The sequence below is a fragment of the Streptomyces sp. CB02414 genome (assembly GCF_001905385.1).
Lineage (GTDB): Bacteria > Actinomycetota > Actinomycetes > Streptomycetales > Streptomycetaceae > Streptomyces.
On record NZ_LIPF01000005.1, the window covers coordinates 191,554 to 209,628 of the forward strand.

The 18,075-nt window shown below is 74.3% G+C and carries 12 protein-coding genes; 5 read left to right on the forward strand and 7 right to left on the reverse strand.

Going from position 1 to position 18,075, the window contains the following annotated elements; genetic code table 11:
- The first annotated feature begins 13 nt into the window (after positions 1-13).
- Positions 14-1,807 (forward strand): LuxR family transcriptional regulator AbsR2, encoded by a 1,794-nt coding sequence (locus AMK11_RS17970; RefSeq protein WP_241847015.1) that lies wholly within the window; start codon positions 14-16, stop codon positions 1,805-1,807.
- Between the two features lie 252 nt (positions 1,808-2,059).
- Here the strand turns inward: AMK11_RS17970 and AMK11_RS17975 are convergent, their stop codons facing one another.
- Positions 2,060-4,729, reverse strand: coding sequence for a CHAT domain-containing protein (locus AMK11_RS17975; protein ID WP_079187518.1), 2,670 nt, complete (start codon positions 4,727-4,729; stop codon positions 2,060-2,062).
- Positions 4,730-4,868: 139 nt separating this feature from the next.
- On the opposite strand from AMK11_RS17975, the gene AMK11_RS17980 reads away from it, so the two are divergent.
- Genes AMK11_RS17980 through AMK11_RS17990 form a run of 3 tightly spaced genes read left to right on the forward strand, consistent with a single transcriptional unit; the run spans position 4,869 to position 7,419 of the window.
- A complete protein-coding gene (locus AMK11_RS17980; protein ID WP_073728314.1) occupies positions 4,869-6,302 on the forward strand; it encodes a S8/S53 family peptidase in 1,434 nt (477 codons plus the stop codon).
- An 8-nt stretch (positions 6,303-6,310) separates the two neighbouring features.
- Complete coding sequence (locus AMK11_RS17985) at positions 6,311-6,952, forward strand: RNA polymerase sigma factor (RefSeq protein WP_198941395.1); 642 nt, start codon at positions 6,311-6,313, stop codon at positions 6,950-6,952.
- Positions 6,949-7,419 (forward strand): hypothetical protein, encoded by a 471-nt coding sequence (locus tag AMK11_RS17990; protein WP_073728318.1) that lies wholly within the window; start codon positions 6,949-6,951, stop codon positions 7,417-7,419. Before AMK11_RS17985 ends, AMK11_RS17990 begins: the two co-directional genes overlap by 4 nt.
- Before the next feature lie 11 nt (positions 7,420-7,430).
- Here AMK11_RS17990 and AMK11_RS17995 read toward each other — a convergent pair whose 3' ends face one another.
- The 5 genes from AMK11_RS17995 to AMK11_RS18015 all read right to left on the reverse strand — a co-directional run bounded on the left by AMK11_RS17995 (position 7,431) and on the right by AMK11_RS18015 (position 14,122).
- A complete protein-coding gene (locus tag AMK11_RS17995) occupies positions 7,431-8,657 on the reverse strand; it encodes a cytochrome P450 (RefSeq protein WP_073728320.1) in 1,227 nt (408 codons plus the stop codon).
- A gap of 82 nt (positions 8,658-8,739) precedes the next feature.
- On the reverse strand, positions 8,740-9,537 hold the full coding sequence (locus tag AMK11_RS18000; protein ID WP_073728322.1) for an N-formylglutamate amidohydrolase: 798 nt from the start codon (positions 9,535-9,537) through the stop codon (positions 8,740-8,742).
- A gap of 102 nt (positions 9,538-9,639) precedes the next feature.
- On the reverse strand, positions 9,640-11,859 hold the full coding sequence (locus tag AMK11_RS18005) for an NADP-dependent isocitrate dehydrogenase (RefSeq protein ID WP_073728324.1): 2,220 nt from the start codon (positions 11,857-11,859) through the stop codon (positions 9,640-9,642).
- A 141-nt stretch (positions 11,860-12,000) separates the two neighbouring features.
- The gene (locus AMK11_RS18010; RefSeq protein WP_079187552.1) at positions 12,001-13,062 is read right to left on the reverse strand and encodes a mechanosensitive ion channel family protein; all 1,062 of its coding nucleotides are present in this window, start codon (positions 13,060-13,062) and stop codon (positions 12,001-12,003) included.
- Between the two features lie 160 nt (positions 13,063-13,222).
- Positions 13,223-14,122 carry a lysylphosphatidylglycerol synthase domain-containing protein gene (locus AMK11_RS18015; protein ID WP_073729022.1) on the reverse strand — a complete coding sequence of 300 codons (900 nt, stop codon included), beginning with the start codon at positions 14,120-14,122 and terminating at the stop codon, positions 13,223-13,225.
- Positions 14,123-14,353: 231 nt separating this feature from the next.
- On the opposite strand from AMK11_RS18015, the gene AMK11_RS18020 reads away from it, so the two are divergent.
- Positions 14,354-16,228, forward strand: a complete 1,875-nt coding sequence (locus AMK11_RS18020; RefSeq protein ID WP_079187553.1) for an ABC transporter ATP-binding protein — start codon at positions 14,354-14,356, stop codon at positions 16,226-16,228.
- An 11-nt stretch (positions 16,229-16,239) separates the two neighbouring features.
- On the opposite strand, the gene AMK11_RS18025 is transcribed toward AMK11_RS18020, so the two are convergent.
- A complete protein-coding gene (locus AMK11_RS18025) occupies positions 16,240-18,027 on the reverse strand; it encodes an ATP-binding SpoIIE family protein phosphatase (protein WP_073728330.1) in 1,788 nt (595 codons plus the stop codon).
- Positions 18,028-18,075 lie beyond the last annotated feature (48 nt).

An 18,075-nucleotide genomic window follows, 5' to 3' on the forward strand; every position in this document is an offset into this window, starting at 1 on the left:
TTCTCTGCGGGACGTGAGGACACTTCGGACGCCCTGGCCGTTCACCGGGCGTACGGACGAACTGGAGCTGGTGCGCCGGTCGGTGGCCGGCAAGGGCGGCGGCATCGTGGTGACCGGCCCGGCCGGCTGCGGCAGGACCCGGCTCGTGACCGAGTCGGTCCGCGGCACGGACTGCGCCAGGGCCGCCGGGACACCCGAGACCCGGGACGTCCCCTTCGCCGCCTTCGCCCACCTGCTGCCCGGCACCGTCACCCTGCACCGCGCGGTACAGCTCCTGTCGGGAGTACGGCTGCTGCTGGTCGACGACGCCCACCTGCTCGACGACGCCTCCGCTGCCCTGGTGCACCAGCTCGCCGTGCACGGCCGCACCCGGCTCCTGGTCGTCGCCACGGAGGGCGTGCCCGTGCCGGGCGCGGTGTCCCGGCTGTGGTCCGGGGAGCTGCTGCCGCGCCTCACCCTCAGGCCGCTGCCCCGCGAGGACACCGCCGGACTCCTCACGGCCGGCGCGGGCGTCGCCCTCGACCCGCTCACCGTGGACCGGCTGCACCGCCTGTGCCGCGGCGACCTGCGACTGCTGCGCGAGCTGCTGACCGCCGTGCGCGAGCGGAGCCTGCTCACGCCGGTCGCGGACACGGACCTGTGGGCCTGGCGAGGGCCCGTGCCGGTCACCGCGGCCGTACGGGAACGCACCGCCCGCGTCCTGGACCGGGGGTGCCCCGAGGAGCGCGAAACGCTCGAACGTCTGGCCTTCGCCGAACCGCTGCCGCTCGGCCTGGACGCCTTCGACGTGCGCGTCCTGGAGCGCCTGGAGTCCGAGGGACTGGTCGCCGTCGACGACCGGGGCGCCATCCGGCTCGCCCACCCCCTGCACGGGCCGGTGCTGCGCGCCGCCGCGGGCCGGCTGCGGGCCCGGCGCCTGGCCTGCGGGCCCGAGCGGTACGAGCCCGCCCTGGCGGCGGAGCGGGCGGCTCTGGCCCGTCGCGTCGAGCGGGACGACGTACGGGAGTCCGCGGCGCCGGTGGGGGAGTGGCTGGCGGCCGAGGGAGTGCCGCTGCCGGCCCGGTACGCGGCACTGCGCGCCCGGTTCGCCCGCCTGTGCGGACGGCTGTCCGAGGCGGCGGCCTGGGCTCGCGAGGGCCTGCGGACCGACCCGGACGACGGGCCCTGCCGGGACGAACTCACGGTGGCCGCCGCCCAGTCGGGCGACGCGACGGCAGGGGACGGTGCACGGGCGGAGCACGCCGGTGCGGTCGCCACCTGGGTCGCCGCCGCACACGGCGACCTCGACGAGGCGGTCCGGTCGGCCGCAGAGGGGGGTGACCCGTACGACGCCGTCCGGCTGGGCGCACCCGAGCGGGCGGCCGGCCGGCTGACCGGCGTCTTCGCCGCGCACGCCGAGGCCCTCGCGCGGGGCGACGGACCGGCACTGGACGAGGTGGCCGGGCAGCTGGAACGGCGCGGCTTCCTGCTCTTCGCGGCCGAGGCGCACGCCCAGGCGGTACGCGCCCACCGCGACCCGAGTGCCGCCCGCACCGCCCGCACCCGCGCCGCCGCCCTCGCCCGGCACTGCGAGGGCGCCCGCACCCCCGCCCTGTCCGGACTGGTCCTCGGCGAACTCACCGCCCGGCAACGCCAGATCGTCACGCTCGCCGCCGCCGGCCTGAGCAACCGGCAGATCGCGGAGCGGCTCACCCTCTCCGTCCGCACCGTGGGCAACCACCTCTACGGCGCCTACACCCGCCTCGGCGCCGGCGACCGCGACGCCCTGCCCTGGCTGATGGAGCTGCCCGAACCCCAGCCGGCGTGACACCCGCCGCCCGGGGGCGCTCCGCGGGCGCGGCGATCTTCACGCGCGCGTGGTGTGCGGTGTCCGGCCGGCGCGCGGGCGCAGCCCCGGGCACCGGTGACTCCGCCGTACGTGGCACGCGGCGTCGCGCGGCGTCCGGTTCCGCGCGGCCTGCCGGGGCGGTGGGGGAGTACCCGCCGTGGCTTCCAGAGCGCTCTCCGGCTCCGGCGACGAGGGCGGGCCGCGCCCCCGGCGGCGCACGACCCCGGCACGTCAGGCCGCCCCGAAGGCGGAGAACGCCCACCCCGTCGCCCGGTGCACCGCGTCGTCCGGCAGAGCAGCCCGCGCGTCGCGCAGCGCCTCCGCCAGGGACAGCCCGGCGTCCAGGCCCTTGTGCAGCGCGAGCATCAACGGCACCACCGCGGCGTCGTTGACCGGCGCGCTGCACGCCACCACCCCGGCCGTGCCCAGCGGCAGCAGCGCGGTGACCAGCCCGAGCAGTTCGTCCGCGCCGACCGAGGCGAACCGGGCCGTGTCGCAGCAGGAGAGGATGATCCGGTACGGACTGCGGTCCAGCCGCTCGAAGTCGTGCACGATGAGCGGCCCGTCCGCCATCCGCAGCGAGGAGAACAAGGGGCTGTCCGCCCGGAACGTCCCGTGCGCGGCGATGTGCGCCAACGCCGCCCCGTCCAGCTCCCGCAGCACCCGGGGCACGCGCGCCTCGTCCCCCTCCAGCACGGTGGGCCGGCCGTCCGTGGCGGGGCCCGCAGCCGCCGCGCCGCTCTCCCGCGGCCGCGGAACCGCCCCGTACCGGCCGGCGAGTTCCGGGACCTCGGCGCCGCCGCTGGCCAGCCCCGGGCCGCGGACCAGGACCTGGCGGCCGCCGGGCGGCGGGGCGGTCTCCTTCGCGCGCAGCCAGCTGCTCGCCGACGGCGAGACGCTCAGGACCCGTTCACGCAACGCGGGCAGCAGGGCCCACGGCACGCGGTGCAGCCGGCCCGGCGGGACCACGACGACCGGGCCGTTGCCGAGGTGGGCCGCGGCGGGACCGAGGAGGAGTTCCTGGAGGCGGGCGCCCGCCGCCTCCACGAGGGGCAGCCGGGCCTCGCCACCGGGGTGCGCCAGCCGCCGCAGACCGGCCTGCACGTGCTCGGCCTCCTGCTCCGCCTCGGCCAGCAGCCCGGCCTCGAACCGCCGCACCCGCCCCTGCCCGCACAGCAGTACGTGCACGCGTCCGTCGAGCACGGCCAGCTCCACCAGGCGCAGGTCGTCACCGAGCCGGTCCAGCAGCCGCCCGACATCGAACCGGTCCCCGTCACCGGGCCCCTCGCCCCGCATGTGCAGGGTGCGGGAGCGGATCTCCCGTTCCAGACGCCGCTCTTCACGCTCCAGCGCGGGGGCGGGGCGGCCGCCGTCCCTGCGGGCCTCGTCCGCTCGGGCGGCCAGTTCCCGGAAGGCCGTCATGGTGCTCAGCAGCACCGGATCGGCCGGCGGCCGGGTCGGCGGCGCCGACAGCACCGTCGCCCGCCACCGCTCGCTCCACACCAGCAGCCGCCGCGGCCCGCCCGACACCAGGCTCGCCCGCTGTGCCAGCGCCGCCAGCTCCGCGCCCTGCGCGGTGGCCCGCGCCCGCAACTCCGAGGCCCCCAGCGTCATCCGGTGGTCGTCGAGCACGTCCAGACCCCGCCGGCAGGCCTCCAGCACACCCCGCGACGACCCGGACGCCCGCGCCCGCAGCGCCTGCGCCGCCCAGCCCGTCATCCGCGCCAGCGGCGGCCCGCCGTGCCGGCTGCGCGCGGCGACCGCCAGATGCCGCTCCGCGTCCGCCGTCCAGCCGAGCCCCAGCGCGATCCGTCCCGCCAGCAGCGACGCCTCCGGCGCGGCCGGCGCACCGAAGGCGGCCAGCCGCTCCGCCACCGCCGCCGCGTCCGCCACCAGCCGGCCCGAGGCGCGCCCCGTCGCGACCCGCGCCTCCAGCAGCACCAGCCGGGCGTGCGTCTCGTACCAGGTGCGCCGCTGCCCGGCGAACAGCCGCACCGCCAGGGCCGCGCGCGCCAGCGAGGTCTGCGCGTCGCCCGCCAGCCGGGCCGCCCGCGCCGCCACCAGCAGCAACTCCGCCTTGCGGGTGGACTGACCGCCGATCCCGTCCAGCGCCGCGATCGCCCCGTCCGCCTCGGCCAGCGCCTCCGTGGCCAGCCCCGCCGCCATCAGCACCTCGCAGCGCCGGATCGACAGCATGAACGTCGGCGTGCCCAGCTTCCCGTACCGCTCCTCCGCCTCGTCCAGCAGCCTCAGTGCCGCCGGCACGTCACCCGACCGGAACGCCGCCAGCCCCCGGCTCTCCACCGCGTCGGCCTTGTCGTGCTCCTGGCCGGTGGTGTCCCACAGCGCCTCCGCCGCCGTGAAGTCGGCGTCCGCCCGGTCCACCGCGCCGAGCGCCAGGTGCACGGTCGCCCGCAGGGTCAGCGCCCGCGCCGTCCAGATCACGTCGTCGGCCTGCCGCAGCACCGGCACCGCCCGCCGCACGTCCTCCAGCGCCTCGCCGTGCCGCCCCAGCACCCACCAGACGTACGCCCGCCGGTACAGCACCCGTGCCCTGGTGTGCCCCGTGCCGCGCGCCACGCCCCGCTCGAACGCCGCCAGACCGTCCCGGGTCCGGCCCGCGTGCACCAGCGCCACCCCGAGCGTGGCCAGGACGTCCGCCTCCCGCTCCGCCGAGTCCGCGCGGGCCGCGAGTTCACGGGCGCGCCGCAGATGGGCCAGCGCCCGCCGGGTGTCGCCGAAGTCCCGCTGCCAGATGCCGATCACCTGATGGGCGACCGAGGCGTGCAGCGGTGAGGGATCGGCCCCGAGCAGTTCCTCCGCACGGGCCAGCGCTTCGCCGGGGGCGGCGAACACCATCGGCAGCAGTTGGAGAACCGAGTCGTTTCCCGCTGTCACCATACGGATGGTAGTGGTCCGGAACCACACCCCACAGGTTCGGGTCTGTATCAATCGGCCACCCCCGGACTCTGATTGACGACTGTCGCCACCACCGTGGCCACGACCGCCGTCACACCGCCGCACCAGTGGAGGACACGCCATGGCACCACAGCGATTCCGTGAGCAGTTCGACCAGATACAGCGCTCGATGCCCGGTGTCCCGCTGGTGATGGGGCCGGACGACTCCGCCGAGTTCTTCTACGAGAAGGGCGTCGTCCTCGCCCGGGACGGCGAGGAGGCCCGCCTCGTCGAGGACACCGTGCGCGACCACTTCACCACGATGGCGGGTCTGACCCCGGACCACGTGCGCCGGGCGAGCCCCGAGACCAACCGCACCGGCATCACCCGCATCCAGGTCGGCGACCCGGGAGCGGGCGACGGCGGCGGCGACCCCGACGTCGCCCACGCCCTGCGCTCCGTGCGCACCGTGGAGGGCCGCGCGGGCCGCCGGCTGATCAGCCGCAACCACGTCGTCTCCATCGCCGTCAACGCCTGCCCCGGCGACGAGCCCGTGCCCGTCCCGCTCAGTGAGCCGCCGAACCCGGCCGCCGCCGGCACACCGTACGACGCGGGGACCGCCGTCGGCGTCCTCGTCATCGACACCGGGCTCATGCACGACTACCGCGCCTACCCGCTGCTCGCCCGCACGGACGGCGACGCCCAGATCAGGGAGTGCGACGAGGACGGCGTCCTCCAGCAGTACGTCGGCCACGGCACCTTCATCGCCGGACTCGTCGCCGCCGTCGCCCCCAACACCCACGTGACTGTCCGCAACACCCTCAACGACGCGGGCGCCATCCTGGAGTCCGAACTCGGCGAGAAGCTCTTCGAGGCCGTCGACCGCGACGGCTGGCCCGAGATCCTCAGCCTCTCCGCCGGCACCTCCAACGGCCGCACCGACGGCCTGCTCGGCGTGCACGCCTTCATGGAGGAACTGCGTGACCAGCGCACCCTGCTGGTCGCCGCCGCCGGCAACAACGGCAGTGCCACCCCCTTCTGGCCCGCCGCCTACGCCGAAGTCCCCGGCTGGGAGCACTCGGTGCTGTCGGTCGGCGCGCTGCGCGGCGACGGCGAGTTCGGCGCCTGCTTCAGCAACCACGGCGGCTGGGTGAAGGCCTACGCCCCGGGCGAACGCCTCACCAGCGCCCTCACCGGATTCGGGTCACCCGTGCCGTACGTCTACCAGCACTCCACCTACGACGCGTGCCGGTACGGCTTCGGCTACGCCTGCACCTGCCAGTACCCCCGGCACAACGGCGTCCTCAGCGAACCCGGCGAGGCACCCGCCAAGCCGGACCAGGTGATGTTCGAGGGGCACGCGCAGTGGAGCGGCACCTCCTTCGCCACCCCCGTCGTCGCGGGCCTGGTCGCCTCGCACATGACGGAGACGAAGGAGCGGGACCCGCGCGCGGCCCGCAGGGAACTGCTCGCCGCCAACACCGATTACGCGGAGGTGCGCGGGGCGCACGTGCCGGCGCTGCTGCCGCCCACCTGGCACCCGGTCGCCGTCGATGCGCCGGCCGGCGGGGCGTGAGCGGCCCGATGCCCGTCGGAACGACCCACTCCACGGCGTACGATGGCCTGTCGTACACGAGGGGTGGGACCGTGGACCGTGCAGATGTCGGGGTGCTCGTCCAGTTGGCCGCCGACGGGGACGCGGCTGCCTGGAAGTCGTTGGTGGACGGGCTGGGCCCGCTGGTGTGGTCCGTCGCGCGCTCGCACGGGCTGTCCGACGCCGACGCGCACGAGGTGTACCAGACCGCCTGGTTCCGGTTCGCCCAGCACCTGGGGCGGATCCGCGAACCGGAGAAGACCGGTTCCTGGCTGGCCAGCACGGCACGGCACGAGTGCCTGAAGCTGCTGAAGGCGTCGAAGCGGTGGACACCGACCGACGACCCGCAGCTGCTGGACCGGCCGAGCGAGGACCGTACGCCCGAGGAGTCGGTGCTCGACTCCGAGGAGGCCGCCGCGCAGACCGAGCGCGTGCGCCGGCTGTGGCAGGAGTTCGAGGAACTGGGCGAGCGGTGCCGCCAGTTGCTGCGGGTACTGATCTCCTCGCCGCCGCCCAGTTACCAGGAGGTGTCCGCCGCGCTGGGAATCGCGGTGGGCAGCATCGGGCCGATGCGCCAGCGCTGTCTGCGCCGGCTGCGGGCCCGGCTAGAGGCACGGGGGACGACGACATGAGCGACGCGCACGACGAGGCCTTCGGGGACGACGAACTCGGCACGGATCTCCTGGAGGAGGAGCTGCGGCAGGCCGCCGCCATCCTGGACCCGGTCCCGGCCGAGCTGCGGCGGATCGCCGTCGACGCCTTCGCGCTGCACGACCTGGACGCCCGCGTCGCCGAGCTGACCTTCGACTCACTGGTCGACGCCATCCCGGTCAGGGGAACGACGGACCCGCCGCGGATGCTCACCTTCCGCGCGGACGACGTGACCGTCGACGTCGAGGTGACGGAGGACGGACTGATCGGCCAGCTGCTGCCGCCGGGGCCGGCCGACGTCGAGGTGCTGAGCGGCCCGCGGGCCCACGCCCTGCTGACGGCGGACGACCTGGGCCGCTTCACCGGCGGAGCCCCGCCCACCGGCCCGTTCGCACTGCGGCTGCGGACCGGCTCGGACGTGGTCGTCACGGAGTGGCTGCGCGCCTGAGAGCGCCCGGCTCACCAGGCGCAGGGCAGGGTGCGCGGCCCGCGGATCATGGTCTTGCGGCGCCACTCCACCTGCTCGGCCCGGACCGCGAGCCGCAGCCCCGGCAGCCGCGCCAGCAGCGTGTCGACCAGCAGCTCGGTCTGCATGCGGGCGAGCACGGCACCCGTGCAGTAGTGGTGGCCGTTGCCGTAGGACAGGTGCGGGTTGGGGGCACGGTCCGGGTCGATCCGGTCCGGGTCGGGGAAGACCTCCGGGTCCCGGTTGGCGGCCAGGTAGGACACGTACACGGGGTCACCGGCGCCGATGCGCGTCCCGTGCACGTCGACGTCCTCCAGGGCGATGCGGGCAAGACCCACCGAGGTGCGGTGCGGGATCCAGCGCAGCAGCTCGTCCAGGAGGGCGCCCCGCACTTCGGGGCGGTCGTCGCGCATCCGGGCCAGCAGCTCCGGCCGGGTCAGCAGCACGTACAGCATCTGCCCGACGTTGTGCGTGACGGCCTCGCCGCCGATCTGCAACGGTCCGGCCAGGCCGATCGCCTCCGTCTCGCCGACCTCGCCCCGGCCCACCGCGGCGCCCAGCATCGAGTACACGTCGTCGCCGGTGCTGCCCGCGCGGGCGCGCACGGTCTCGGTGATCCACCCGTACAGGCCCTGCTTGGCCCGCTCGGCGGCCTCGGCGCCGCCGGAGGTGGAGATGATCTGCCGGGTCCAGGAGTGCACCCGCTCCCGGTCGGCCTCCGGCACGCCCATCACTTCGCTGACGACGGCGATCGGAAAGGGCTCCAGGACCCGCTCGACCAGGTCCGCGGGCGGCCCGTCCCGTACGACCCCGTCCACGAGGCCGTCGAGGATCTCCTGCGCCCGCGGCCGCAGCGTCTTCGCCCTGCCCACGGTGAACGCCCCCGCGACCGCGCGCCGCAGCCGGTTGTGGTCGGGCTGGTCGGCGAAGGCGAGCGAGCCGGAGCGCGGCTTGAAGTGCGGGGCGAGCCGGGTGACCTGGCGCTTCGTCACCTCCGCGCGTGAGAAGCGCGGATCGTTGGTGATGGCCTTCACGTCCTCGTAGCGGGTGGCCAGCCACGCCCAGCCCTCGCCGTGCGGCAGCCGTACGCGGGTCAGCGGTCCCTCGCGCATCAGCTCGGCGAGGACGGGGTCGAACTCCGGGCCGTCCAGGTCGAGGGCGGGCCAGTCCCGTACGGGGGGCGGGGACTGGCCGGTCAGCGTGGTGGTCTCCTGCGTCATGCACCCACCCTCGCCGCGCGCCCGGCGGCTGTCGCGCGGGAGTGCTCCAGCCGGTGGGCGCGCGGGCCCCGGCGGCGACCGGTCAGCCGGACACGGCGTCGACGAGCGCGGCCAGCGACTCGGCGAGGCGGGACAGCCCGGGGCCGGCCGGTCCGCCCGGCTCGCTCATGTAGGTGTCCCGGCGGATCTCCACCATCAGCGCGCCGACCTCGGCCCGCTTCCCGTAGAAGTCCAGCGGCACGTACGTCCCGCTGAACGGGCTGTCCAGCCCGGTCTCCCCGCACGGCGCGAACGCCTCCCGGGCCGCGGCCAGCAGCTCCGTCGAGGTGTGGAAGCCGTCCGTGCCGAGGCAGACCGGCGGGCGCGGACCCTCGCCGTGCAGCTCGTAGGGCAGCGGCTCGGTCGGGTACGAGTGCACGTCGATGATCACCGCCCGGCCGGTGGCCGTGAGCCGGTCCGCGACCGCCTCGGTGATCGCCCGCGCGTACGGCCGGAAGTACCGTTCGATCAGCGGCCCGGGGTCGGTGCCGTCGGGCCGCAGGACCTCCCGGTGGGTGGTCCGCGTGTACACCGCGCCCATCCCCACGGCCGTCATCTCCTCCCGCTCGTCCGGGAACCGCTCCGGGTCGACGACCAGCCGTGAGGCCCGGTTGACGAACCGCCAGGGGGTGAGCCCGGCGAGCCCGGCCGCCGCCTCGGCGATCCGAGCGGTGTGCGAGTCGGTGATGTGGTCCAGCTCCCGCTCCAGGGCCGCGTCGTCCAGGACGATGCCGGGGCGGACGTCGGCCGGGATGTGCCGGGAGGAGTGCGGCACGTGGAGGATCACGGGGGAGGCGGGGTCGCCGGGGACGAGGCCGAAGGACGCCGGGACGTCGGTCACGGGGTTGCTCCGCACGGTCGTAGGGGTGGGACAGACGGACACCCCGCCTCCGAGGGACGGAGACGGGGTGTCGCGAACGGACCTTCGCGGGCCCGGTGAGGATCAGGCGAGGGACGCCAGCGCCTCGTTCCAGGTGGCCGACGGGCGCATGACCTCGGCGGCCTTGGCCGGGTCGGGCTGGTAGTAGCCGCCGATCTCGGCGGGCTTGCCCTGGACGGCGTTCAGCTCGTCGACGATTCGCTGCTCGGCGGCGGTCAGCTTCTCGGCGAGCGGGGCGAAGGCCTTGGCCAGGTCCGCGTCGTCGGTCTGCCCGGCCAGCTCCTGCGCCCAGTACAGGGACAGGTAGAAGTGGCTGCCGCGGTTGTCGATGCCGCCGACGCGACGGGTCGGGGACTTGTCCTCGTTGAGGAAGGTCGCCGTGGCGCGGTCGAGGGTGTCGGCGAGGACCTTGGCCTTGGTGTTGCCGGTGGCCGCCGCGTACTGCTCCAGGGACGGCACCAGGGCGAAGAACTCGCCGAGGGAGTCCCAGCGCAGGTAGTTCTCCTTGACCAGCTGCTGCACGTGCTTGGGCGCGGAGCCGCCGGCGCCGGTCTCGAAGAGGCCGCCGCCCGCCATCAGCGGGACGACCGACAGCATCTTGGCGCTGGTGCCCAGCTCCAGGATCGGGAAGAGGTCGGTCAGGTAGTCGCGCAGCACGTTGCCGGTGACGGAGATGGTGTTCTCGCCGCGGCGGATGCGCTCGACCGACAGCTTGGTCGCCTCGACGGGGGACAGGATCCGGATGTCCAGGCCCTCGGTGTCGTGCTCCGGCAGGTACGCCTTGACCTTGGCGATCAGGTTGGCGTCGTGGGCGCGGCCCTCGTCCAGCCAGAAGACGGCCGGGTCGCCGGTGGCGCGGGCGCGGGTGACGGCCAGCTTCACCCAGTCGCGGATCGGGTCGTCCTTGGTCTGGCAGGCGCGGAAGATGTCACCGGCGGAGACCGTCTGCTCCAGGACGGCGTTGCCGGCCGCGTCGACCAGGCGGACCGTGCCCGTGACGGGGATCTCGAAGGTCTTGTCGTGGCTGCCGTACTCCTCGGCCTTCTGCGCCATGAGGCCGACGTTCGGGACCGAGCCCATGGTGGACGGGTCGTAGGCGCCGTTGGCGCGGCAGTCGTCGATGACGGCCTGGTACACGCCGGCGTAGGAGGAGTCCGGGATGACCGCGAGGGCGTCGTGCTCCTGGCCGTCCGGGCCCCACATGTGGCCGGAGGTGCGGATCATGGCCGGCATGGAGGCGTCGATGATGACGTCCGAGGGCACGTGCAGGTTGCTGATGCCCTTGTCGGAGTCGACCATCGCCAGCTCCGGTCCCTCGGCGAGCTCGGCGTCGAAGGAGGCCTTGATCTCGGCGCCCTCGGGCAGGGACTCCAGGCCCTTGTAGATGCCGCCCAGACCGTCGTTCGGGGTCAGGCCGGCCGCGGCGAGCGCCTCGCCGTACTTCGCGAAGGTCTTCGGGAAGAAGGCGCGCACCACGTGGCCGAAGATGATCGGGTCGGAGACCTTCATCATCGTGGCCTTCAGGTGCACCGAGTACAGGATGCCCTCGGACTTCGCCCGGGCGACCTGCGCGGTCAGGAACTCGCGCAGCGCGGCGACGCGCAGCACGGAGGCGTCGACGACCTCGTCCTTCTTCACCGGGACGGACTCGCGCAGCACCGTGGTGGTGCCGTCGTCGCCGACCAGCTCGATCCGCAGCGCGCCGTCCTCGGCGATCACCACGGACTTCTCGGTGGAGCGGAAGTCGTTCTCACCCATGGTGGCGACGTTGGTCTTGGAGTCACCGGTCCAGGCGCCCATGCGGTGCGGGTGGGACTTGGCGTAGTTCTTCACCGAGGCCGGGGCGCGGCGGTCGGAGTTGCCCTCGCGCAGGACCGGGTTGACGGCGGAGCCCTTGACCTTGTCGTAGCGGGCGCGGATGTCGCGCTCCTCGTCGGTCTTCGGGTCGTCCGGGTAGTCCGGCAGGGCGTAGCCCTGGCCCTGCAGCTCGGCGACGGCGGCCTTGAGCTGCGGGATGGAGGCCGAGATGTTCGGCAGCTTGATGATGTTGGCGGCCGGGGTCTTGGCCAGCTCGCCGAGCTCCGCGAGGGCGTCCGGGATGCGCTGGTCCTCGGTCAGGTACTCCGGGAACACGGCGATGATCCGGCCCGCCAGCGAGATGTCGCGGGTCTCGACGGCGACACCCGCCGGCGAGGCGTACGCCCGGATCACCGGCAGGAACGAATACGTCGCCAGGGCCGGGGCCTCGTCAGTGTGTGTATAGATGATGGTCGAGTCAGTCACCGGGTGCTCCGCTCCACGTCTGCAACATTGCTCGACATCAAGATATCTCCTGATCGACCCGGGCTCGACAGGGGCCGCACGGAGATTCCGGACAACCGGCCGGGCGACCCCGTCGCACACGTGGACGATCACGGTGTGCGATCACAGATGCGCGGGAGCGTCCTCGCCCGTGCGCTGCTGCGGAAACGCGACGCCGCCCTGCTGGAGCGCGACCGTACGGGCGGGCGCGGGGATGCGGATGCCCTCCGCGCGGTACCGCTTGTGCAGGCGCTTGATGAACTCGTGCTTGATCCGGTACTGGTCGCTGAACTCGCCGACGCCCAAGATGATCGTGAAGCCGATCCGGGAGTCGCCGAAGGTGTGGAAGCGGACGGCGGGCTCGTGGTCCGGGACGGCCCCGGCGATCTCCGTCATCACCTCCGCGACCACCTCCGTCGTGACCCGCTCCACATGGTCCAGGTCGCTGTCGTAGGCGACGCCGGCCTGCACCAGGATGGTGAGCTTCTGCTCGGGCCGCATGAAGTTGGTCATGTTCGACTTCGCGAGCTGGCTGTTCGGGATCACGACCAGGTTGTTGGACAGCTCACGGACGGTGGTCTGCCGCCAGTTGATGTCCTCGACGTAGCCGTCCTCGCCGCTGTCGAGCTGGATGTAGTCGCCCGGCTGCACGGTCTTCGAGGCCAGGATGTGGATGCCCGCGAAGAGGTTGGCCAGCGTGTCCTGGAGAGCCAGCGCGACCGCCAGACCGCCCACGCCGAGGGCGGTGAGCAGCGGGGCTATGGACACGCCCAGCGTCTGGAGCATCACCAGGAAGCCGATGGCCAGCACCAGGATGCGGGTGATGTTGACGAAGATCGTGGCCGACCCGGCGACCCCGGAGCGGGACGTGGTCAGCGTCCGCACCAGACCGGCGATCACCCGGGCCGCCGAGACGGTCGTCACGAAGATCAGCAGGACCGTCAGCACCTGGTTGACGTTGTGCTGCACGGTCCGCGTCAGCGGCAGCGCCGCCGCGGCCCCCGCCACGCCGCCCGCGACCGCCGCCCAGGGCGCCACCGTGCGCAGCGCGGCCACGATCACGTCGTCGCCGCTCCAGCGGGTGCGCCCGGCGTGCCCCGCCAGCCAGCGCAGCAGCACGCGCAGCAGGAACGCCGCCACCAGGCCGGCCGCCAGCCAGATGCCGGCGGGCACCAGGTGGTCCATGGTCAGGTCTTCGGTCACCGGTCACCTCGGGATGTCGGTTTGCATGACTGCCCCGGTCCGCAAGGCAGTTCGACCGGGGCGAGCGTTCATCCTGCCGCATTCCGGGCGGTGCTCCGTACCGCGCCGAGGGAGCGGACCGGGGGCGCCACGGTGGTGAGGTTCAGATCACCCGCATCCGCACCAGCGCCGCCAGCGTCAGTGCCCCCGGCAGCAACGGCAGCCAGACGGTCAGCAGCCGGAAGGCCAGCACCACCGCCGTGGCCACGGCCGCCGGGCCGCCCGCCGCCACCAGCGCCACGACCAGCGCCGCCTCGACCGAACCGATCCCGCCCGGCGTCGGCACCAGCGCCACCGCGACCGTCGCCGCCAGGTACGCCACCGCCATGTGCCCGACGGGCACGTCGAGCGCCAGCGACTTCCCCACCATGACCAGCGCCGCCGTCTGGAGCGCGGGGAAGGCGAGCGCCCCGCCCCACAGCGCCAGCGCCCGCGCCGGGCGGGCGTGCACCGAGCGGGCCTCGCCGAGCGCCGTCCGCAGGAAGGACTCCACCGCGCCGCGCAGCCGCGGCGCCAGCGCCAGTACGAGCGCCGCGACGACCGGCACCGCCCCCGCCGCGACCAGCAGCGGCCCCACGGCCCCGTCGGGGACGAGCGTGCCGAGCCGCAGCGCGCCGGGGAACGCGAGCAGCAGCGCGCCCAGCAACGCGACCCGGCCGACGCTCTCCGCCAGCAGATACAGGGCGAGGGCGGCCGAGGAGCGGGCGAGCGGCAGCCCGCACACCGCCATGAACCGCAGGTTGACGGCGCTCGCCCCCAGTCCCGTCGGCAGCAGGTGATTGGCCGCGCCCGCCGCGAACTGCGTGGCCAGCAGCCGTCGCCGGGGCAGCCGCCGGACCACGGCGCCCTGCCGCGTGCAGGCCGCCGCGACCCAGGTCAGACAGGTGGCGCAGGCCGCCGCCAGCAGCCAGGGCCACCGGGTCGTCGTGAGATGACCGAAACCCTCGGCCAGCACCGACCGGTGCCGCACCGCGACCACGGCGACCAGCAGCAGCGGGAGCACGCAGCACACCCGCCGGACCAGCCGGGCACGGCCCTCCCGGCGGACGGGGGCGGGCACGGGCACGGACTCCTGGGGAATCTCCACCACTGTCACACCACAAGAGATTCCCCGAGCCGCGCCAACTACGGATGACCGACGCGCGGACGTCGGCTTACGGACCGCGGGCGGCCGGTCCGCTCCTCGACGCTTGACCTCAAGGAAAGTCGAGGTTCTACCGTCACTCGTATGAGCATGGAGACCACAGCCTGGACCCAGCTGCACAGCGTCATGAACGCCGAGCAGGACCGCCGCCCCCTCGCCCGCGCGACGCTGCGTCGCATCGGCGCCTTCGCCCGCCCGCACCGCCGCCGCATCGTCCGGTTCGTCCTGCTCGGGGTGGTGACCGCGCTCCTCGCCGTCGCCACCCCCGTACTCGCCGGACGCGTCGTCGACACGATCGTGTCGGGCGGCGACGAGGGCACGGTCGTCCGCCTCGCCCTGCTGATCGCGCTGATCGCGGTCGCCGAGGCGGGTCTCGGCATCCTCTCCCGGAGGCTGTCGGCCATGCTCGGGGAGGGCCTGATCCTCGATCTGCGCACGGCTGTGTTCGATCATGTGCAGCGCATGCCGGTCGCGTTCTTCACACGCACTCGTACGGGCGCACTGGTCTCCCGTCTCAACAACGACGTCATCGGCGCCCAGCGCGCCTTCAGCAACACCCTCTCCGGCGTGGTGACCAACCTGGTCACACTGGTCCTCACCCTCGCCGTGATGCTCACCCTGTCCTGGCAGATCACTCTGCTCGCCCTGGTCCTGCTGCCCGTCTTCGTGCTCCCGGCCCGCCGCATGGGCCGCCGCATGGCCCGCATGCAGCGGGAGGCCGCCACCCTGAACGCCGCCATGGGCACCCGCATGACCGAGCGCTTCTCCGCACCCGGCGCCACGCTGATCAAGCTGTTCGGCCGCCCCGAGGAGGAGTCGGCCGAGTTCGCCGACCGCGCCCGCCGCGTCGCCGACATCGGCGTGCGCACCGCCACCGCCCAGGCGGCCTTCATCACCGCCCTCACCCTCGTCTCCGCCCTCGCCCTGGCCCTCGTCTACGGCCTCGGCGGCTTCTTCGCCCTGCGCGGCACCCTGGACGCGGGCGCCGTCGTCGCACTGGCGCTGCTGCTCACCCGCCTGTACGCGCCGCTCACCGCCCTCGCCGGGGCCCGCGTCGAGGTCATGAGCGCCCTCGTCAGCTTCGAGCGGGTCTTCGAGGTGCTGGACCTGACCCCGCTCATCGACGAGAAGCCCGACGCCGCCCCGGTCCCCGACGGCCCGGTCGCCGTCGAGTTCGACGACGTCCGCTTCGGCTACCCGTCCGCCGACAAGGTCTCCCTGGCTTCCCTCGAAGAGGTCGCCGCACTGGACACCCGGGGCGGCGACGAGGTCCTGCACGGCCTCTCCTTCCGCGCGGAACCCGGCCAGACCGTCGCCCTCGTCGGCTCCTCCGGTGCCGGCAAGTCCACCATCGCTCAGCTCCTGCCGCGCCTGTACGACACCGACGGCGGCACCGTGCGGATCGGCGGCGTCGACGTCCGCGACCTCGGCGCCCGCTCCCTGCGCGACACCGTCGGCATGGTCACCCAGGACGGCCACCTCTTCCACGACACCGTCCGCGCCAACCTGCTCCTGGCCCGGCCCGAGGCCTCCGAGACCGAACTGTGGGACGCGCTGCGCCGCGCCCGCCTGACCGACCTCGTACGGTCCCTGCCCGACGGACTCGACACCGTCGTCGGCGAGCGCGGCTACCGGCTCTCCGGCGGGGAGCGCCAGCGCATGACCATCGCCCGGCTGCTGCTGGCCCGCCAGCGCGTCGTCATCCTCGACGAGGCCACCGCCCACCTCGACAACACCTCCGAGGCCGCCGTCCAGGAGGCACTGGCCGAGGCCCTGGAGGGCAGGACCGCCGTGGTCATCGCCCACCGCCTGTCCACCGTCCGGGCGGCCGACCAGATCCTGGTGGTCGAGGCCGGCCGCATCGTGGAGCGTGGGACGCACGACGAACTCCTCACGGCCGGCGGCCGCTACGCCCAGCTCCACCGCACCCAGTTCGGGCGGCGGACGATGGAGAAGGCCGCATAGGTGAGGGGTTGCTACTGCCCGTGCGGCCGGGGAGCGCCCGTCCGCACGGGCAGGTCCTGTTCGGCCCAGACCACCTTCCCCGACGGCGTACGGCACGAGCCCCAGCGCCGGCACAGCATGTTGATCAGCTGGAGGCCGCGCCCGCTCTCGTCGCTCACGTCCGCGTGCTGGATCTGCGGCAGGTCGGGCCCGGAGTCGGAGACCTCCACCGACAGCCGCTCGTCCCGCAGCAGCCGCAGCTCACCCGGGGCGTTCCCGTACCGCAGGGCGTTGCCCACCAGCTCGCTGACGACCAGCTCGGTGGTGTCGACCAGCTCCTCCAGTCCCCACTTCAGCAATTGTTCGCGCACCGTCGTCCGCGCCTGCCCGGCGGCCTTGCCGTCCGGCGGCAGCGTCCGTACGAACACGTCACCGTCCGGACCCAGCGGACGGGCGCCCGCGACCAGGACGATCGCGTCGTCGGACCGGTCGCTCCCCACCCGCTCGGTGACCGCCCGGCACACCGCGCCGCCCTCGGGCACGGCGCCGCCGGCCGCCTCGCGCAGCCGCTCCATCCGGTCGGCGAGCCCGGCGGTGCGCGACCTGATCAGGCCGTCCGTGTACAGCGTCAGGCGGCTCCCGTCGGGCGCGGGAACGTCCACCGGGTCGTACGGGATCACCCCGGCGCCCAGCGGCGCCCCGGCGGGCACGTCCAGATACGCGGCGGTTCCGTCGGCGCCGGTGAGCAGCGGCGGCGGATGACCGGCGCTGGCGATGCGGAAGGCGGAGCCGTACGGGTCGTAGACCGCGCACAGACAGGTGGCGTACTGGTCCTCCTCCAGGTCACGGGCGGCCAGGTCCAGCCGGGCCAGCAGCCGCTCGGGCGCGATGTCCAGCGCCATCAGGGTGCGGGCCACCGTGCGCAGCCGTCCCATGGTCGCGGCGGCGGCCAGCCCGCGCCCCATCACGTCGCCCACCATCAGCGCCGTACGCCCGCTGGGCAGCGCCACGACGTCGAACCAGTCGCCGCCCACGGCGGCCGGATCGGCGGCCGGGTCGTAGCACGAGGAGACCGCGAGCCCCGGAGTACTGGGGCTGGACCGGGGGAGCAGCGCGCGCTGGAGCGTGACCACGTGCTCGCGCTCCCTCCCGTAGAGCCGGGCGTTGTCGATGGACACGGCCGCCTTGGACGCCAGCTCCATGGCCAGCGCCACGTCGCCGTCGGTGAACGGCGCCCGGGTCCCGGCCCGGACGAAGTCCGCCAGCCCCAGCAGCACCCCGCGGGCGACCAGCGGAACGACCAGGTAGGAGTGGACCCCCGCGCGCCGCATGACGTCGGCGGACTCGGCGGTCGGCGCGACCACGGCGTAGTCCGCCCGCGTCATCCGGGCGATCAGCACCGGTTCGCGCGTGGTCAGGCACCTGAGGCCCAGCCGGTCGGCGCTGTGCACGGACAGCTCGCCGACCGGGTCCGGCGCGAGGTCCAGGCCGTCGATCTCCGCCACCGCCATGGCCCGGAGCCGCGGGGGTTCGCTGCCCCGGACGCGGTCCCCCTCCTGGAACCGCAGCACGGTGTCCAGCAGGTCCACCGCGGAGCCGTCGGCCAGCTCCGGGACGGTGAACGCGGCCAACTCCTCCGCCGTGCGCCGCAGGTCCAGCGTGGTGCCGATCCACGTACCGGCCTCGTTCAGCCAGGCCAGCCGGCGGCGCGCGCCCAGCGCCTCCGTCATCGGCCGCAGCGCTCCCCGCAGCGCCCGGCGCCCGCCGACGAGGGGTTTCGCAGGGCGGCGCACCTCGCGCCGCCACGGTCGCTCCCGCACGCGTCGCCTCCTCCCACGCCTCCTGCCCCGATTCTGCCTCGCCTCGGG

Excerpts from the sequence above, each read along its gene's own strand:
- AMK11_RS17980 (WP_073728314.1), top strand. The coding sequence starts at position 4,869 with ATGGCACCACAGCGATTCCGTGAGCAGTTCGACCAGATACAGCGCTCG.
- AMK11_RS17985 (WP_198941395.1), top strand. The coding sequence starts at position 6,311 with ATGCCCGTCGGAACGACCCACTCCACGGCGTACGATGGCCTGTCGTAC.
- AMK11_RS17990 (WP_073728318.1), top strand. The coding sequence starts at position 6,949 with ATGAGCGACGCGCACGACGAGGCCTTCGGGGACGACGAACTCGGCACG.
- AMK11_RS18020 (WP_079187553.1), top strand. The coding sequence starts at position 14,354 with ATGGAGACCACAGCCTGGACCCAGCTGCACAGCGTCATGAACGCCGAG.
- AMK11_RS17975 (WP_079187518.1), bottom strand. The coding sequence starts at position 4,729 with ATGGTGACAGCGGGAAACGACTCGGTTCTCCAACTGCTGCCGATGGTG.
- AMK11_RS18010 (WP_079187552.1), bottom strand. The coding sequence starts at position 13,062 with ATGGACCACCTGGTGCCCGCCGGCATCTGGCTGGCGGCCGGCCTGGTG.
- AMK11_RS17995 (WP_073728320.1), bottom strand. The coding sequence starts at position 8,657 with ATGACGCAGGAGACCACCACGCTGACCGGCCAGTCCCCGCCCCCCGTA.